Genomic DNA, 15624 nt, shown 5'->3' with positions numbered 1-15624 from the left:
AGTGATCTTTGCTATACTCCAATAGCTCACCTCTTAAAATACTATCACAATATGCATATAGTATTAAGCGTATATTGATGTTAGTAACTGTTTGGAATAAGAACAGTGAAATGAATGGTAAAGGTGATTTTTTTGTTATTAACTTCTTGATACATTATTTATTCGATATGCCGAAAAACATAAGACATATATTGTTCAGCCTGCTGACACTTCTTTTTATGGCGAATCTGGCAAAAGCACAACCTCGCCTACCAAAACTGGAAGATGTGGACATGCTGCTAACCAACGTAACTGTACAAATCGAGATCACCTCTGGTATTGATGCCATGTACAATTTTGATTTCAAGGTAGCAGAAAGTCAATTTAACTGGCTGAAACAGCATTATCCTGATCACCCGTTACCCTATTTCCTGATTGGGCTTAACTACTGGTGGCAAATTATGCCCAATGTAGAAAACAGCACCTACGATAAGGAGTTCTTCAATTACATGGATAAATCGATCAGCTTGGCAGAAACTATGCACAAGCAGCACTCCGAAAATCCTGAAGCTTCTTTCTTTTTGGCTGCTGCATGGGCTTTTAAGGCAAGACTGTTAGGAGAAAGACATGACTGGACGAAAGCGACAGTTGCATCCAAAACCGCATTGACTTATTTCAACGAAACCAAAGAACTGGCAGGAGAAGGAGAGTTAGGCTCAGAAATGTTCTTTGGTGACGGATTATACAATTACTATGTAGAGTGGCTTAAGGAGAATTACAAAGTGCTTCGTCCTGTTCTATGGTTTTTTGAAGACGGCAACAAAGAATTAGGACTTGAGCAGCTTGAGAAAGCAGGCTCAGAAGCGTTCTATACCAGAATAGAGGCCATGTACTATTTGGTTCGTATTCATTCAACAGGTGATGGAAATATCCAGAGAGCCTTGCAACTGATTGAATATTTGCACCAAAAATATCCGAAAAATGCATACTTCCACCGTTTCTATGCACGTATCCTTTACCAATTAGGTAAGTACAGTGAAATGAGACCGGTTGCTGCATCACTTCTGAAAAATGTAGAAGAGAAAAAACCTGGCTATGAGGCTATCAGTGGCAGGTATGCGGCATTTTATTTGGCTTCTTATTACCATGACTATATTATGGACAGAAAGCAAGCCGCATTCTATTATTACAAAACTGTCCAGTTTGCTGAAGAAATTAAAGAATATGAGTCAGGTTACTACCTGTTCTCACTCCGGAAGTTAGGTCGTATTGCAAAATCTGAAAACATGTATGACATTGCCAAGGATCATTATGACAAGCTTCTCAAATACGCAGACAGAAATAGTTCTCTCCACAAGGAAGCCCGAAAGTTCAAAAAAGAATACAAACAGTGGAAAAAATCGAACCACGGAAAGGAAGCCGAAGCCGCCACTGATGAAAACTCATAAATTGAAAAAACCTTGCCCCAATCAGGCAAGGTTTTTTTTATATATCAACCCAGCTTTCCTGACCAGATTTCACTCAAAAAAACAGACACTTTCGACCCCGATATTACATGTGTATTTTTAGTTATAAAGTTCATTTTATAACAAAGTGCAAGGTGTTGATTATTTTTTTACACAAATGTTCATTTTCAAACATTCAAAGTGAAAAAATATCATAATATGTTAGAAAAAAGTTTGCGCAGAGTATTCTGATTATTAGTTTAGCACAGCCAAAACAATAACTTTGAAAGCTACAGTATCACATATCGCCACTTTTTACAGACAGCTGCCTTGGGTACCTGCAAGGCCTGTACGTACGGAATTATTCCCCCGTACGCTTTTCCGCTTCCGCCGTCCCCGGTAGGGGTCGTAGCTATCTATATGCCTTTTCGTAAGGTATACTAATCCGAATATTTTCCCGCAATCATACGAGTATCCCCGAAAGCTTGCAGCAGCATAGTTTTCTACCCTATTTTCTGATAAAAAGCATCAGGAAAGCGGTTGATCCATTATCCGATGGTTGCGTCCATGGTTTTCCACAAAATGCGAGGAAGGCCAATAGAAAAGGTCTTAGGACCACTTGTTAGAAACGAACATATAAAACTCAAATTTACGATGGAGTTTAAGTTATCTGACTTTTCAATTTCGGTAGCGGATGCAGTATTGCACGAAAGATATGCAGAAGAAATCTGCGATGAGATTGAGTCTTCAGCCAAAGCTAGAGGAACTGGCATTGCTAAACGTTCGCCAGAATATATCATAAATAAGATAAGAGAAGGCAAAGCAGTAATTGCCTTATATAAAGATGGGGGATTTGCAGGGTTTTGCTACATCGAATCATGGGGACATGACCGTTTTGTAGCAAACTCAGGACTGATTGTTTCACCTCAATACAGAGGGGCTGGACTAGCAGGAGCTATTAAAGAAATGGCTTTCAAACTATCAAGAAACAAATATCCGCATGCAAAACTGTTCGGTCTTACGACAAGTCTTGCTGTTATGAAAATCAACAGTGAACTCGGATACAAGCCCGTTACTTTCTCTGAGTTGACAGACGACGAGCAGTTTTGGAATGGTTGTAAAAGCTGTGTCAACTATGATATCCTTTCTCGTACAGGACGAAAATTTTGCCTATGTACAGGTATGTTATACGATCCTAACGACACTGAAAAAAAACAGAAAAAAGGAATCAAGGACGACCTGAACATTAAAACATCCGGCGAGTAGCCGAACCAATTGAATAAATGCAGGAGCAGAAGGGACCAACCCTCACTCCTGCTTACCTGAAATCTGAACGACAAGTTGCCTCGGCAACTATTTTTAAATTTTCTATTCTATTTGAATCATGAGCAACCAAAAAGTGGTGTTGGCCTTCAGTGGAGGTTTGGATACGTCCTATTGTGTAAAGTACCTTAAAGAAGAAAAAGGACTGGAAGTACATGCAGTACTAGTACAAACAGGTGGTTTTTCGGAAGAAGAGCTAAAAACAGTTGAAGAACGGGCTTACAAACTAGGTGTTACATCCTATACCGCCTTAGATATGACACAGCAGTTCTATGAGAAATGTGTGAAATACCTTGTATTTGGTAACGTCCTCCGATATAACACCTACCCACTTTCAGTAAGTGCCGAACGTGTCTTTCAGGCTATGGCCATTGCGGAATATGCTCAACAGGTAGACGCAGCTTACATTGCTCATGGCAGTACAGGTGCCGGTAATGACCAAATCAGGTTTGACATGGTTTTTCAGATCATGATACCTGAAGCCAAAATTATCACACCAATCCGTGACCAAAAACTTTCAAGAGAGGAAGAGATCAATTACCTCAAGCAACATGGTGTGGATATGAATTGGGAAAAAGCCCTGTATTCTATCAACCAAGGTATTTGGGGAACTTCTGTTGGTGGTAAAGAAACACTGACTTCTCATCAGCCACTTCCTGAAGAAGCCTACCCAACACAGGTTTCAGAAAATGATGCAAAAGAAATCACCCTGACTTTTGACAATGGTGAACTGAAAGGTGTTGATGGACAAAAATATGAGAACCCTGTAGATGCCATTCACGCACTCTCAGCCCTTGCAGCTCCATTTGGTATTGGTAGAGACATTCACGTAGGTGATACGATCATCGGTATCAAAGGTAGAGTTGGGTTTGAAGCAGCAGCACCTATCGTAACTATCAAGGCTCACCACGCCCTTGAAAAACATGTATTGACAAAATGGCAACTCTACTGGAAAGAACAACTTGCTAACTGGTATGGTATGCTGGTACACGAAGGTCAATGGCTTGACCCTGTTATGAGAAATGTAGAGGCATTCCTGACAGATACTCAAAGCACTGTTACTGGTGATGTAATGGTCAAACTGAAGCCTTACCACTTCGAAATCATGGGTATCCAATCAGATTATGATTTGATGTCTTCTGAATTTGGTGCTTATGGTGAAATGAATAATGCTTGGACCGGAGAAGATGCTAGAGGTTTTGCAAAGATCATGGCTAACCAAACAATGATCCATAAGAAAGTCAATGAAAGCAAGGCAGTCAAAAGCTGATTTTTTAACTGGAAAACGAAAAAACAATGGCTAAGATTAGTGTAGGAATTGTGGGCGGAGCAGGCATGACTGGTGGTGAACTGCTTCGATTATTACTAAATCACCCAAATACTGAACTCAAATTTATACATAGTAGAAGTCAGGCTGGTGCCCCAATCAGCAATGTACATTCAGACCTTACAGGTGAATCTGATTTGACTTTTACTGATACGATTGAAAAGGTGGACGTTATGTTCCTTTGCTTGGGGCATGGCGAATCACGTGTATTTCTTGAAGCCAATCCTGTTGATCAAAGCACAATCGTAATTGACTTAAGTCAGGATTTCCGTTTGGAAGATGGCACAGTGGAAGGCAGAAACATGCAACTCGGCAACCGTCAGTTTGTCTATGGTCTTCCTGAGATGCAAAAAGACAAGATACAGCAGGCTAGCAATATTGCCAACCCTGGGTGTTTTGCTACTGCAATTCAATTAGCGCTAGTACCATTGGCTGCCGCAGGAAAACTAAACAGTCAGGTACACATTAGTGCAATCACAGGTTCTACTGGTGCTGGATTAAAACCTCAGCCAACAACTGGCTTCTCTTGGAGAAACAACAATATTTCTTCCTACAAAGTATTTAAGCATCAGCACCTGTATGAGATTACACAGAGCCTGAAGTCCCTGCAACCTGACTTTGAGCAGTCTATCAAGTTTGTACCTTATAGGGGTAACTTCAGCAGAGGTATTCTTGCTTCTGTTTACCTTGAATCCGACTTGTCTGAAGAAGAAGCAGTAGCCATTTATCAACAACATTACAGTGATCATCCTTTCACTTTCCTCATTGACAAGGAAGTTGACCTGAAACTCGTAGTCAACACCAATAAATGTCTGTTGAGAGTAGAAAAACATGACGACACACTGCTGATCACTTCAGCTATTGACAACTTGTTGAAAGGCGCTGTTGGACAAGCTGTTCAAAACATGAACCTGATCTTTGGATTGGAGGAAAGTACTGGTCTGAAACTGAAACCTATTGCATTCTAGTGGAGATGGAAAAATACACTTCTGTACATGATGTACCTGATGTAACCGCACTGCTCAATGAAGCATTGCAATGTAAAAAGACACCTTGGGAGTGGGAAAACCTAGGAAAGCACAAGACTTTGGGATTACTCTTTTTTAACCCAAGTCTACGTACTCGAATGAGTACACAAAAAGCCGCCTCACACTTGGGCTTGCAAATCATCAGCATGAACATTGACAAGGACGGTTGGAAAATAGAAACCGAGGAAGGCGTCATCATGGACGGAGACAAAGCTGAACACATCAAAGAAGCGGCAGGTGTTATCAGTCAGTATTGTGATATTTTAGGTGTTAGGTCATTTCCTGGTCTAATTAACAAGCAGATGGACTATCAGGATGAAGTACTCCAAAACTTTATCAAATATGCTTCTGTTCCGGTTCTAAGTCTAGAGTCTGCTATCAGGCACCCTCTTCAGTCATTAGCTGACCTAATGACTATTGAGGAACACAAGCAGACGGATAGACCTAAAGTAGTCCTGACATGGGCTCCTCACCCTAAACCACTTCCTCAAGCGGTAGGCAATTCGTTTGCGGAGTGGATGAACCAAGCAGATGTTGATTTGGTAATTACTTGTCCAGAAGGATATGAGCTGGATAGTCAGTTTACTGGTAATGCAACCATTACACACAATCAGAACGAAGCCTTGGAAGGTGCTGATTTTGTTTATGCCAAAAACTGGTCGTCTACAGCCTCATACGGGCAAGTGATTAATACAGATAGGTCTTGGACCATTTCAAAAGAAAAAATGGCACTGACCAACCAAGGTAAATTCATGCATTGCCTTCCTGTACGTAGAAATATGGTTGTAACGGATGATGTACTAGACAGCCCTGCCTCATTGGTACTTGAACAAGCCAACAACCGAACCTATTCAGCTCAAGCTGTACTGAAAAGATTGATTAAATAACTAGACTTTTGACAAGAGGCATTAGAGATACGCTATGCTATTTCTAATGTCTCATACCTTATATATTATGAATGTATCTGTAATTAAAATTGGGGGAAATATCATTGACAATGAGCAGGAATGCGCTGCCTTTCTAAAGCAATTCGCTGAGCTGAAAGGTGCTAAAATACTGATCCACGGTGGAGGTAAAATCGCCTCTGAGATGGGAACTAGGTTGGGAATTCAACCTAATATGGTCAATGGTAGACGAATTACAGATGCTGACACTCTTGAAGTTGTTACTATGGTATATGGAGGTTTGGTCAATAAAAACCTGGTTGCTTCATTGCAAGCACTTGGTTGCAATAGCCTAGGACTAACTGGAGCGGATGGCAACCTGATTACAGCCATCAAAAGGCCTGTTGGAGAAATTGATTACGGTTTCGCTGGAGATGTAACTGGTGTCAACACGGAAGTACTTGAAGCATTACTCAATGCCAACTTTATCCCCGTTGTTGCTCCTCTTACACATAACCAACAAGGGCAACTGCTAAATACCAATGCAGATACCATCGCAACTGAGTTAGCGAAGGCTTTGGCAAGTAAAGGTTATGAGGTTTCATTGCGCTACTGTTTTGACAAACCCGGTGTAATGTTGGATCTCTCAGATCCAAATAGCCTTGTCACAGAAATGAATACCTCTCTGTATGAGCAACTAAAGAAGCAAGGTGTAATTGCTGCTGGTATGATTCCAAAGCTACATAACGCTTTTGATGCTACCAATGCTGGTGTCACCAATGTATATATGGGACTTGCTGAAAACCTATTGCAGGAAAAACCTTATGGAACTGCAGTACTCAGTTGAGTCCAGTGACGGTAATCACCAAAACACACTTGCGCTTTTATTAGATTGACATTCAATAACCTTTGACAATACATGTCATGATTTTCACACTAACTCACTTTGCTTTATGAACCTACTCTCTCAAAACTTTTTGAAACAGGAAGCTATCACACTGCTGAAGGACTTAATCAAGATACCTTCTTACAGCAGAGAAGAAGATAAAACGGCTGACTTGCTGTTCACTTTTCTTGAAAAGAAAAATGTAAAACCTTCTAGACAAGGAAATAATGTATGGGCTAAAAACCTGTACTTTGACAAGTCAAAACCTACCATTTTACTGAACTCTCACCATGATACCGTAAAGCCGAACGGCAAATGGACTGTCCCTCCACATGATACAACTGTTGAGAAAGGCAAACTCACCGGACTTGGCAGTAACGATGCTGGAGGTGCTTTAGTCGCTTTAGGAGCGACATTCTTATGGTTTTATGACAAGCAGAACCTGCCTTTCAACCTTATCTATGCTGGAACGGCAGAAGAAGAGATTTCAGGAGAAAATGGGGTCAAAAGTATTTTGGGAGAACTCGGTGATATTGCATTTGCTATAGTAGGTGAACCAACAGGCATGGAGCTCGCAATTGCAGAAAAAGGCCTAATGGTACTTGACTGTACAGCTTATGGCAAATCAGGTCATGCAGCCCGCAACGAGGGAATAAATGCGATTACGAAAGCAATGGAATCCATTGAGTGGTTCAACACTTATTCTTTTATGAATGAGTCTGAAACCCTTGGACCAGTCCGGATGTCTGTTACACAGATTTCAGCAGGGACACAGCACAACGTCGTACCCGCTTCCTGTCAGTTTGTAGTAGATGTCAGAACTACTGATGCTTATACCAATGAAGAGGTTCTTGATATAATCAACAAGTGTGTGTCTTGTGAGGTTACGCCTCGCTCTACGAGACTTCAGCCTTCTGGTATCCCTATGGACCACCCTGCTGTCATCTCTGCGCAAGCACTGGGATTCAAAACCTTTGGGTCTGCCACACTTTCCGATCAGGCGCTATTACCTTTCCATTCGGTAAAAATGGGACCTGGGTTATCCGAAAGATCGCATACAGCAGACGAGTTCATCTACCTCAAAGAAATTGAAGAAGGTATTGAACTGTATATCAAATGGCTTTCATCCATTAAAGAACTATAAACCAACAAGTGCCTTATTTAGGGCACTTTCTTCCATAGGTGTACTTCACCTATTATTAAAGAAAAGCAATGAAACTTTGGCAAAAAAACACCTCGCTCAACAAGCAGGTTGAAACATTTACAGTAGGAAAAGATAGAGAGCTGGATATTTGGTTGGCTCCTTATGATGTAATCGGCTCTATGGCACATGCCACTATGCTCGAAAAAGTTGGATTACTCACAGAAGAGGAAAAAGACACATTGCTTTCAGGATTAAAAACAATCCTTACCGAGATTGAAAATGGAAAATTTGAGATAGCTGATGGCGTAGAAGACGTTCACTCACAAGTTGAGTTTTTGCTGACTGAAAGACTTGGCGATGTTGGCAAGAAGCTTCACATGGGTCGCTCAAGAAACGATCAGGTTCTATTGGACCTTAAAATGTTTTTTAGAGCCGAAATTTGGGAGCTTGCAAAGCATATCGAACAGCTATCAGATACCTTAATTGCACAAAGCAACAAGTTCAAAGATGTTTTGATGCCAGGCTATACTCATATGCAGGTTGCAATGCCTTCCTCATTTGGGTTATGGTTCGGCGCTTATGCCGAAAGTCTAGTGGATGATCTGGTTGTCTTACATGGAGCATATGAGGTCTCAAACCGTAACCCTCTGGGATCAGCAGCAGGTTATGGGGCTTCTTTCCCATTGGATCGAAAGATGACGACTGAGTTGCTTGGCTTTGATGATTTAAGTTGGAATGTTGTTTATGCTCAAATGGGACGTGGCAAAACCGAACTGATCATTGCCAATGCCATCGCAACAGTAGCTACTACCCTATCCAAACTAGCCATGGATACCTGTATGTTTGCAGGACAAAACTTTGGTTTCTTCAAGTTTCCGGATGAACTAACCACAGGCTCCAGCATTATGCCTCATAAGAAGAACCCTGACGTAATGGAGTTGGTGAGAGCCAAATGCCATCAGTTGGCTGCGCTTCCGGCACAGGTTCTAGCAATCACGGCAGGACTTCCTTCCGGCTACCATAGGGACTTCCAGCAAGTAAAAGAAGTGCTGCTTCCTGCATTTGGCATGTTGCATGATTGCTTGGAGATGACCCGTATGATGATGGAGAGTGCAGAAGTTAATCCAGATCTGCTATCAGCACCAATTTACGATTACCTATTCAGTGTTGAGGATGTCAACAACTTGGTTTTACAGGGAATTCCTTTCAGAGATGCATACAAGCAAGTGGGCATGATGATCGAAGAAGGAAAATATACTCCTAGCAGAAAAGTGAACCACACACATGAAGGTAGTATTGGTAATTTGTGTAATGATAAAATCAATGCTAAGACGACCCAAGCATTAGAAAGGTTTGGTTATACCAAAATTGAAAAGATATTGACAGCCCTTCAAAAGTAATTTTATATATGCCTAATGTGTAGCTCAAGTCTATACATTAGGCTTACTTCCACAAAAGTATTGTACTCTTCTGTGATTATGTCACAAAGCCCCACTTTTTAAGCTACCTACTTTGGTTTGATATCAAAAGAGTATTAAAATTAATACACTTATTTACAGATATTAACACAAGAATTCCTATTGCCCATACATACCTAATTTATCCTAGTATTTCCTGACTGTCACCACTTTTCAAACTGAGTATTCATTTTGAAAACTTAGGGAGTACACTACTACTTCAATCAACATCTAATAGACCTACAATGAGTAAATTTACCACGATTTCTCTCAAGAATCTGATTGTCAATCCTGAAAACCCTACACTGGAAAACTACATACTGAGTGCCTCCTGTATTGTCTTATCCATTGGGTTAACCTTCTTCCTTTTCTTCGAAATGATTTTTAACGATATCCACTGGGTCGTTCCATTTTCATGTATCATCACGCTTTTAGCTTGGTCTTACAGCTATTACCTAAGTAGGTTCTCAACAAAACAGCATCTACTCCCCTCTCTTATATTTTCTTTCAGTACTACTGCCTTGTATATTCTTCTTTGGTTCTCCTTTGATGACTTCAATAGCTCCCTGACAACAGCACTTCCCTTATTGCTGATGATTGCCTACAATATTTTCCCGAAGAAGTATTTTGTTAGCATTATCATTCATGTCACCATTCTTCAGAACTCGTTATATCTTGTTGAATTCTTCAAAAATGCAAAGACATTCACCACCGATTATACGACTATCATTAACCTAATCATTATACAAAACATCGTCACCTTTGCTACAGGCATATTGATGTACATCATCAAACAATCCAATGAGGAAAATAAGCTACGCCTGAACTACAACGAAAGTAAGCTTACACAACAGCAGGACCGATTCAAACGACTGATCGATGCCCTTAAAAACGATTATTTCGTGATGGAACAAGACAAGCATGGCAGGATTGTATTCTTGAGTGAAGCAGCTGCCAATATTATAGGGGTACCTTATCAGGATTGTGTCAGCATATTACAGGATGTCATTAATCAACAGAAGTGGCGCATAAGTGCAAATGGTGGAAAAATCATCACATTATCCACTCCTGAAAAAGGAGAAGTTATTCTACAATGCCACCAACAGGTATTTTCAAAAAACAATGCTGGCATTGCCAATATTGAAAGCCTTATCGAAAATGTAACCCAAAAAGTACAACATGAAAACAAGCTCAGTAGGTCATTACTAAAAGAGAAAATGATCAATGACGCCAAGGACAACCTACTGACAACCATTTCCCATCAATTCAGAACTCCTCTGACGATACTGAAGACCAACACAATCTTGTTGAATAAAATCAGTGACACCAAAGAAATCGACCCAAACCGCCTGAAAAGTATTACCCTACGTGTTGACGGTGCTTGTAAAAGAATGCACAACATGCTTGAAGAAGTTATGGAATATACCCGCTTGCAACTGGGTCCAAAACTAATTCTGACCTCATGTTCTTTGGTGGAGCTTGTCCGTGAAACCATCAATACACTCAAAAAGCAGATGGCTCCTTATCAAACAGATAATTTGCAGGTACTGATAAAAATAGAAGGCACCGAAAAACTGGCGGAACTGGATATGAACCTTGTCACCCATATTTTGTATCACACCATTTCCAATGCAATAAAGTTTACAGTTAAAAACTCACCTCCCTCACTGAATATCGAATTCTTAGAAAAGAATATTCTGATTACCATTATAGACAATGGGATTGGTATTCCTGAATCAGAACAAACAGGACTGTTCAAGCAGTTTTTCAGAGCAAAAAACGCCGATACATTTCCTGGTCTTGGTATTGGACTACACCTCACTTCACAACTTCTGGAAATGCTCGAAGGGAGTATTCAATTACACAGTAAAGAGGGTATTGGCACCAAGGTTAGCATTACATTACCATATGAACTCAAGAATAAGCCAGAAATACCTGTCTACTCTAGAAGAAAGGATGAAATTTATTCGTAAGCTTTTTGTAAGCTTCTGAATAAGTAATGCCATCCTGCGCTCTGATTGCAAGCTTATCCATCACTGGTGAACTACAGTTTTGCTTACTTAATTCTAACAAAATTCGTCTTACTTGCTTTGAGGGTGAGTGGCTTACTTCACAAATTGAGGAAATGGATAAACCAAAACGTTCAACTTGCTGAATCAACGTCAATGCTGCTTTATGAGGCAATACCATACATAGCTTTCCATGATCTGACAAATGTTCAGAGGCAAACAAGCATAATTCTTCATGAGAAAGACTGTCTGTGTGTCTGGCTAAGTTACGTTGTTGGGAGTCTGCCTTGAGAGAATTTTCAAAAAATGGTGGATTACTGACAATTACGTCGTATTGATGTTGAGGCTGAAATGTTTGAAGACTTGTTTGCCTAACGGTTAACCTGCTTGCAAAAGGTGATGCTTCCACATTTTCAGTTGCCTGTTGAGCTGCAACCTTATCAATCTCAATCGCCTCAATCTGCGCTGATGCATTTCTTTGGGCTAACATTAATGCTACCAACCCTGTACCCGTGCCAATATCCAACACGTTTTTGGCTTGAGAAACATCTGCCCAACTTCCCAATAGAATACCATCAGTACCAACTTTCATGGCACAGCGATCTTGTGCAACCACAAATTCTTTAAACTGAAATGGCTTATATACTTTTGATTCACTCATATCTCCCGAATTACGAGTGCAAATTTACGCTTACTAAATTAATTCTCCTTATCATCATCAGGAACTCTACTGTTAAGGGTTCTTATCTGTTTAAATGAATACCTATTTGAATGGTTAGCCATTGATTAACAATATTTTTATAAAAAAAATTAAAATACTTCTATTATTTCCATTACATTAAGAAACTACTTTAGTTTATATGCATGGAAAAACTAACACCTGACCTTTGTGAATGAACCTAATATCAGCACCTTCCATTTCTAATAATAAACAAGCATCGCTCACAAGCGATAAATAAGGTGGGGGCTCTTTGGGACCATGCTTTTTCGACTATCAAAAATATCAGATATGGACAAGACCGTTTATTGTATACCTGGCCTAGGCAATGATGAAAGAATTTTTTCAATGCTTGACATCCAAGCAAAGAATGTAAAATATCTTCGCTTTGTAGAACCGTTATCACTAGATGAGAGTGTATCTTCTTATTGCCAAAGAATGTTGGATCAAATAGAAGATGATGACCTTTATAACGAACCTGTTTTAATTGGCTTTTCACTGGGGGGCATCCTTGCCATCGAAATGAGTAAGCTGATCAAAGCCTCACAGGTTATTCTAATCAACAGTATCAAATCTCATAAGGAAAGGCCGCTTCACCTGAATGTGTTGGAAGCACTGCCGGCTTACAGGCTTATACCACAGTTTTTCACAAAGATTGCCATGATTCCGATGATGCCTCTGTTTGGTTTTCTTCCTCCAGAACAAGAGCAAATGTATTTTGACATGTGGGAGAACTCGTCCAACAAACTGATCCGTTGGGGAGTCCAAACTGTATTGGGATGGCAACACAACGACCCTGTAGACAACCTGACGCATATTCATGGAGATGGTGACCTGATATTCCCAATATCGAATATCAAGAACCCTGTGACTGTCAAGGGTGGCACGCATGTAATGATCACCCGTAAGCATACTGAAGTCAGCCAATTGGTGAATGAAGCACTAGGTATTATACAGCGTCATGTTGCTTAATGAGGCGACTTTAAAAAGAGATAGCAATACCACAGAGAGGCTGATACAAAAAGCCTCTCTATTTTTTTGTACAATAGAACTGGTAATTTGGGCTTTTACCTATCAAAATGTCTCTGTTTTATTAGATTTGCTATTATGTCCAATGCAAAAAACAGCCTTTGTGAAATGTGTGGCAGAGAAAAAGAGCTGACATTCCATCACCTGATTCCTCGCACCAATCACAAGAACAAATGGTTTATTAAAAATTTTGACAAAGACGATATGAGAAACAGGGGCGCATACCTTTGCCGTCCTTGCCATAGTCATATCCATAAGACTTTTTCAGAGAAAGAATTGGGCAGACATTTCAATACACTCGAGAGCATTATGGCTGATGAGCGTATGCAAAAGTTTGTCCGATGGATCAAAAAACAGAAATAATCAACTTATAGTGCTCTATATGTCCTTTAAAACAATCCCGCTGGTGGGTGCATTACTGCTACTTTTTTCAGTCAATGCTAGCGCCCAATACCCTGTCAGAATGTTGGAAATTGGTATTGGGTCCAATAGCTATAAAGGCGACCTGAACAGCTCATTTGACAAATGGGCTCCCTCATTCCATACAGGATTACGTTTCAATTGGGAAAAGCGCATAAACTTATCCGTTGAAGGTATGTTTGGCAAAATCCAAGCACAATCCACAACTTATATTTCTCCAGACCCTGACAAGAACCCGTTACGGTTTGTAGAGTCTTCCTTCTGGGGCGTCCATGCAGAAGGAAACCTTAATTTTGTCCAAACAAAACGATGGAAGGTGTATCTCTATCAAGGAGTTGGGTTTATGAGGTTTACCCTGAAAGACGAAGAGGGTAATAAGTTATTGGAGTTTGAAAACATCAGTGACAGCAGAGCAGATGGCGAAAGTCTTGACGACAGAACCATCTACCTCCCTACTGGTTTAGGTGCTATTTACTTTCTGAAAAATGGATTTGGAATCAGCGGAAAAATCGGATTGTTAAACCCACTCACAGACTACTTAGACAACATGTCGGAACTTGGAGACCCTGACAACAATGACATGGTTCTTCAAGGAAGAATTTCACTCTTGGTTCCACTCAGATTTGACTGATAAAATGAATAAAGAAAATTTTTTCAACGATGTATATGAAGTCACGAAACTAATTCCAGAAGGTCGTGTCACATCTTATGGGGCTATTGCCAAATACCTAGGCAGAACCGGAAGTGCCCGAATGGTAGGTTGGGCTATGAATCAAGCATTTTCGGAGAAAGGCGTACCCGCTCACAGGGTCGTTAACAGGAATGGTTTGCTTTCAGGCAAGGCACATTTTTCAGAACCTGACATGATGCAACAGTTACTTGAAGCTGAAGGAATCGAGATAAAGGACGATAAAGTTGTTGATTTTCAAAGCAAATTCTGGGATCCTAGCAAAGAACTCCTTTAGGTTCCTTCTTTTACTGCCCCTCATCCCCTAAATTTGCAGGCAATTTAGACATACAGCCGTATTGCTGCAGGTATTCTGTACTGTTCATGGCAATACTCATGATAAACTACGCCGAAAAATGACTAGAAAAGAACTGTTTGAGCAGATCAAGAAAAAGGAAAGCTTTCTTTGTGTTGGATTGGATACCGACCTGAGCAAAATACCTCCACACCTGCTGGATACAAAAGATCCTATCTTTGAGTTCAACAAGCAAATCATTGATGCAACAGCAGATTACTGTGTAGCATACAAACCCAATATTGCTTTCTATGAGTGCTTGGGAGCTAAAGGCTGGGAAAGTCTTCAAAAGACATTGGAATATATCCCAAAAGATATCTTCACAATTGCAGATGCCAAAAGAGGTGATATCGGAAACACTTCCCGCATGTATGCACAGGCATTTTTCGAGAACATGAACTTTGACTCCGTAACAGTAGCTCCATATATGGGTAATGACTCTGTTACACCATTCCTTGAGTTTGACAACAAATGGGTAATTCTTCTGGCCCTGACTTCTAACCAAGGTGGACTGGACTTCCAGATGCATGAACTGACGAACGGAAAACGCCTATTTGAAGAGGTACTGACAAAAAGCCAGGAATGGGGAAGTACAGATCAATTGATGTACGTGGTAGGTGCGACAAGAGCTGAAAGCCTATTGGATATCAGAAAGTATGCTCCTGATCATTTCTTGTTGGTACCTGGTGTTGGTGCTCAAGGAGGTGATTTGGCTAGTGTTGCTAAATATGGCATGAACGACCATTGCGGTCTATTGGTGAACTCTTCTCGTGGCATCATCTATGCTTCAAATGGAGAAGACTTTGATGAGCAAGCACAAAATGCTGCTCAAACTTTGCAACAAGAAATGAAGGTATTGTTAGCCGAATATTTGAAATAGTGTAAAAGACAGTATCCGTATGGTTAGAACACAAGTAAATTGGTGATTTACGTAATAAAACACTGATTTATCT

Annotated in this window: 15 protein-coding genes; 14 read left to right on the top strand and 1 reads right to left on the bottom strand. The window is 40.4% G+C overall.

The window, feature by feature from the left end:
- The first annotated feature begins 218 nt into the window (after positions 1 to 218).
- From V6R21_RS09205 to V6R21_RS09165, 9 genes are all read left to right on the top strand, one after another.
- Positions 219 to 1427: a tetratricopeptide repeat protein gene (locus tag V6R21_RS09205; RefSeq protein WP_334242986.1), complete on the top strand. Its 1209-nt coding sequence runs from the start codon at positions 219 to 221 to the stop codon at positions 1425 to 1427.
- A 651-nt stretch (positions 1428 to 2078) separates the two neighbouring features.
- Complete coding sequence (locus V6R21_RS09200; RefSeq protein ID WP_334242984.1) at positions 2079 to 2690, top strand: GNAT family N-acetyltransferase; 612 nt, start codon at positions 2079 to 2081, stop codon at positions 2688 to 2690.
- 118 nt (positions 2691 to 2808) lie between these two features.
- Positions 2809 to 4017: an argininosuccinate synthase gene (gene argG, locus V6R21_RS09195; RefSeq protein WP_334242981.1), complete on the top strand. Its 1209-nt coding sequence runs from the start codon at positions 2809 to 2811 to the stop codon at positions 4015 to 4017.
- 26 nt (positions 4018 to 4043) lie between these two features.
- Positions 4044 to 5042: an N-acetyl-gamma-glutamyl-phosphate reductase gene (argC, locus tag V6R21_RS09190; RefSeq protein ID WP_334242979.1), complete on the top strand. Its 999-nt coding sequence runs from the start codon at positions 4044 to 4046 to the stop codon at positions 5040 to 5042.
- Between the two features lie 5 nt (positions 5043 to 5047).
- A complete protein-coding gene (locus V6R21_RS09185) occupies positions 5048 to 5989 on the top strand; it encodes an N-acetylornithine carbamoyltransferase (protein ID WP_334242977.1) in 942 nt (313 codons plus the stop codon).
- Between the two features lie 67 nt (positions 5990 to 6056).
- Positions 6057 to 6833, top strand: a complete 777-nt coding sequence (gene argB / locus V6R21_RS09180) for an acetylglutamate kinase (RefSeq protein WP_334242975.1) — start codon at positions 6057 to 6059, stop codon at positions 6831 to 6833.
- Positions 6834 to 6939: 106 nt separating this feature from the next.
- Positions 6940 to 8016 (top strand): M20 family metallo-hydrolase, encoded by a 1077-nt coding sequence (locus V6R21_RS09175; RefSeq protein ID WP_334242973.1) that lies wholly within the window; start codon positions 6940 to 6942, stop codon positions 8014 to 8016.
- Between the two features lie 68 nt (positions 8017 to 8084).
- Entirely contained in the window at positions 8085 to 9416 is a 1332-nt protein-coding gene (gene argH / locus V6R21_RS09170; protein WP_334242970.1) for an argininosuccinate lyase, read from the top strand.
- Positions 9417 to 9718: 302 nt separating this feature from the next.
- Positions 9719 to 11446 carry a sensor histidine kinase gene (locus V6R21_RS09165; RefSeq protein WP_334242969.1) on the top strand — a complete coding sequence of 576 codons (1728 nt, stop codon included), beginning with the start codon at positions 9719 to 9721 and terminating at the stop codon, positions 11444 to 11446.
- Here the strand turns inward: V6R21_RS09165 and V6R21_RS09160 are convergent.
- Entirely contained in the window at positions 11418 to 12143 is a 726-nt protein-coding gene (locus V6R21_RS09160) for a tRNA1(Val) (adenine(37)-N6)-methyltransferase (RefSeq protein ID WP_334242966.1), read from the bottom strand. The genes V6R21_RS09165 and V6R21_RS09160 overlap by 29 nt on opposite strands.
- A 348-nt stretch (positions 12144 to 12491) precedes the next feature.
- On the opposite strand from V6R21_RS09160, the gene V6R21_RS09155 reads away from it, so the two are divergent.
- From V6R21_RS09155 to pyrF, 5 genes are all read left to right on the top strand, one after another.
- Positions 12492 to 13172: an alpha/beta hydrolase gene (locus tag V6R21_RS09155; RefSeq protein WP_334242964.1), complete on the top strand. Its 681-nt coding sequence runs from the start codon at positions 12492 to 12494 to the stop codon at positions 13170 to 13172.
- Between the two features lie 135 nt (positions 13173 to 13307).
- Complete coding sequence (locus tag V6R21_RS09150) at positions 13308 to 13592, top strand: hypothetical protein (RefSeq protein WP_334242962.1); 285 nt, start codon at positions 13308 to 13310, stop codon at positions 13590 to 13592.
- A gap of 19 nt (positions 13593 to 13611) precedes the next feature.
- Complete coding sequence (locus V6R21_RS09145; protein WP_334242960.1) at positions 13612 to 14280, top strand: outer membrane beta-barrel protein; 669 nt, start codon at positions 13612 to 13614, stop codon at positions 14278 to 14280.
- Positions 14281 to 14284: 4 nt separating this feature from the next.
- Entirely contained in the window at positions 14285 to 14614 is a 330-nt protein-coding gene (locus V6R21_RS09140; protein WP_334242958.1) for an MGMT family protein, read from the top strand.
- A 118-nt stretch (positions 14615 to 14732) separates the two neighbouring features.
- A complete protein-coding gene (gene pyrF, locus V6R21_RS09135; RefSeq protein ID WP_334242955.1) occupies positions 14733 to 15551 on the top strand; it encodes an orotidine-5'-phosphate decarboxylase in 819 nt (272 codons plus the stop codon).
- The last annotated feature ends 73 nt before the right edge of the window (positions 15552 to 15624 follow it).

It is taken from the genome of Limibacter armeniacum (genome assembly GCF_036880985.1).
Taxonomy (GTDB): domain Bacteria; phylum Bacteroidota; class Bacteroidia; order Cytophagales; family Flammeovirgaceae; genus Limibacter; species Limibacter armeniacum.
The sequence above is the reverse complement of the archived record's forward strand: the minus strand, read 5'-3'. Positions and strand labels throughout refer to the sequence as shown.

Excerpts from the sequence above, each read along its gene's own strand:
- V6R21_RS09175 (WP_334242973.1), top strand. The coding sequence starts at position 6,940 with ATGAACCTACTCTCTCAAAACTTTTTGAAACAGGAAGCTATCACACTG.
- argG (WP_334242981.1), top strand. The coding sequence starts at position 2,809 with ATGAGCAACCAAAAAGTGGTGTTGGCCTTCAGTGGAGGTTTGGATACG.
- argH (WP_334242970.1), top strand. The coding sequence starts at position 8,085 with ATGAAACTTTGGCAAAAAAACACCTCGCTCAACAAGCAGGTTGAAACA.
- V6R21_RS09200 (WP_334242984.1), top strand. The coding sequence starts at position 2,079 with ATGGAGTTTAAGTTATCTGACTTTTCAATTTCGGTAGCGGATGCAGTA.
- V6R21_RS09155 (WP_334242964.1), top strand. The coding sequence starts at position 12,492 with ATGGACAAGACCGTTTATTGTATACCTGGCCTAGGCAATGATGAAAGA.
- argB (WP_334242975.1), top strand. The coding sequence starts at position 6,057 with ATGAATGTATCTGTAATTAAAATTGGGGGAAATATCATTGACAATGAG.
- V6R21_RS09140 (WP_334242958.1), top strand. The coding sequence starts at position 14,285 with ATGAATAAAGAAAATTTTTTCAACGATGTATATGAAGTCACGAAACTA.
- argC (WP_334242979.1), top strand. The coding sequence starts at position 4,044 with ATGGCTAAGATTAGTGTAGGAATTGTGGGCGGAGCAGGCATGACTGGT.
- V6R21_RS09205 (WP_334242986.1), top strand. The coding sequence starts at position 219 with ATGGCGAATCTGGCAAAAGCACAACCTCGCCTACCAAAACTGGAAGAT.
- pyrF (WP_334242955.1), top strand. The coding sequence starts at position 14,733 with ATGACTAGAAAAGAACTGTTTGAGCAGATCAAGAAAAAGGAAAGCTTT.
- V6R21_RS09150 (WP_334242962.1), top strand. The coding sequence starts at position 13,308 with ATGTCCAATGCAAAAAACAGCCTTTGTGAAATGTGTGGCAGAGAAAAA.
- V6R21_RS09160 (WP_334242966.1), bottom strand. The coding sequence starts at position 12,143 with ATGAGTGAATCAAAAGTATATAAGCCATTTCAGTTTAAAGAATTTGTG.
- V6R21_RS09165 (WP_334242969.1), top strand. The coding sequence starts at position 9,719 with ATGAGTAAATTTACCACGATTTCTCTCAAGAATCTGATTGTCAATCCT.
- V6R21_RS09145 (WP_334242960.1), top strand. The coding sequence starts at position 13,612 with ATGTCCTTTAAAACAATCCCGCTGGTGGGTGCATTACTGCTACTTTTT.
- V6R21_RS09185 (WP_334242977.1), top strand. The coding sequence starts at position 5,048 with ATGGAAAAATACACTTCTGTACATGATGTACCTGATGTAACCGCACTG.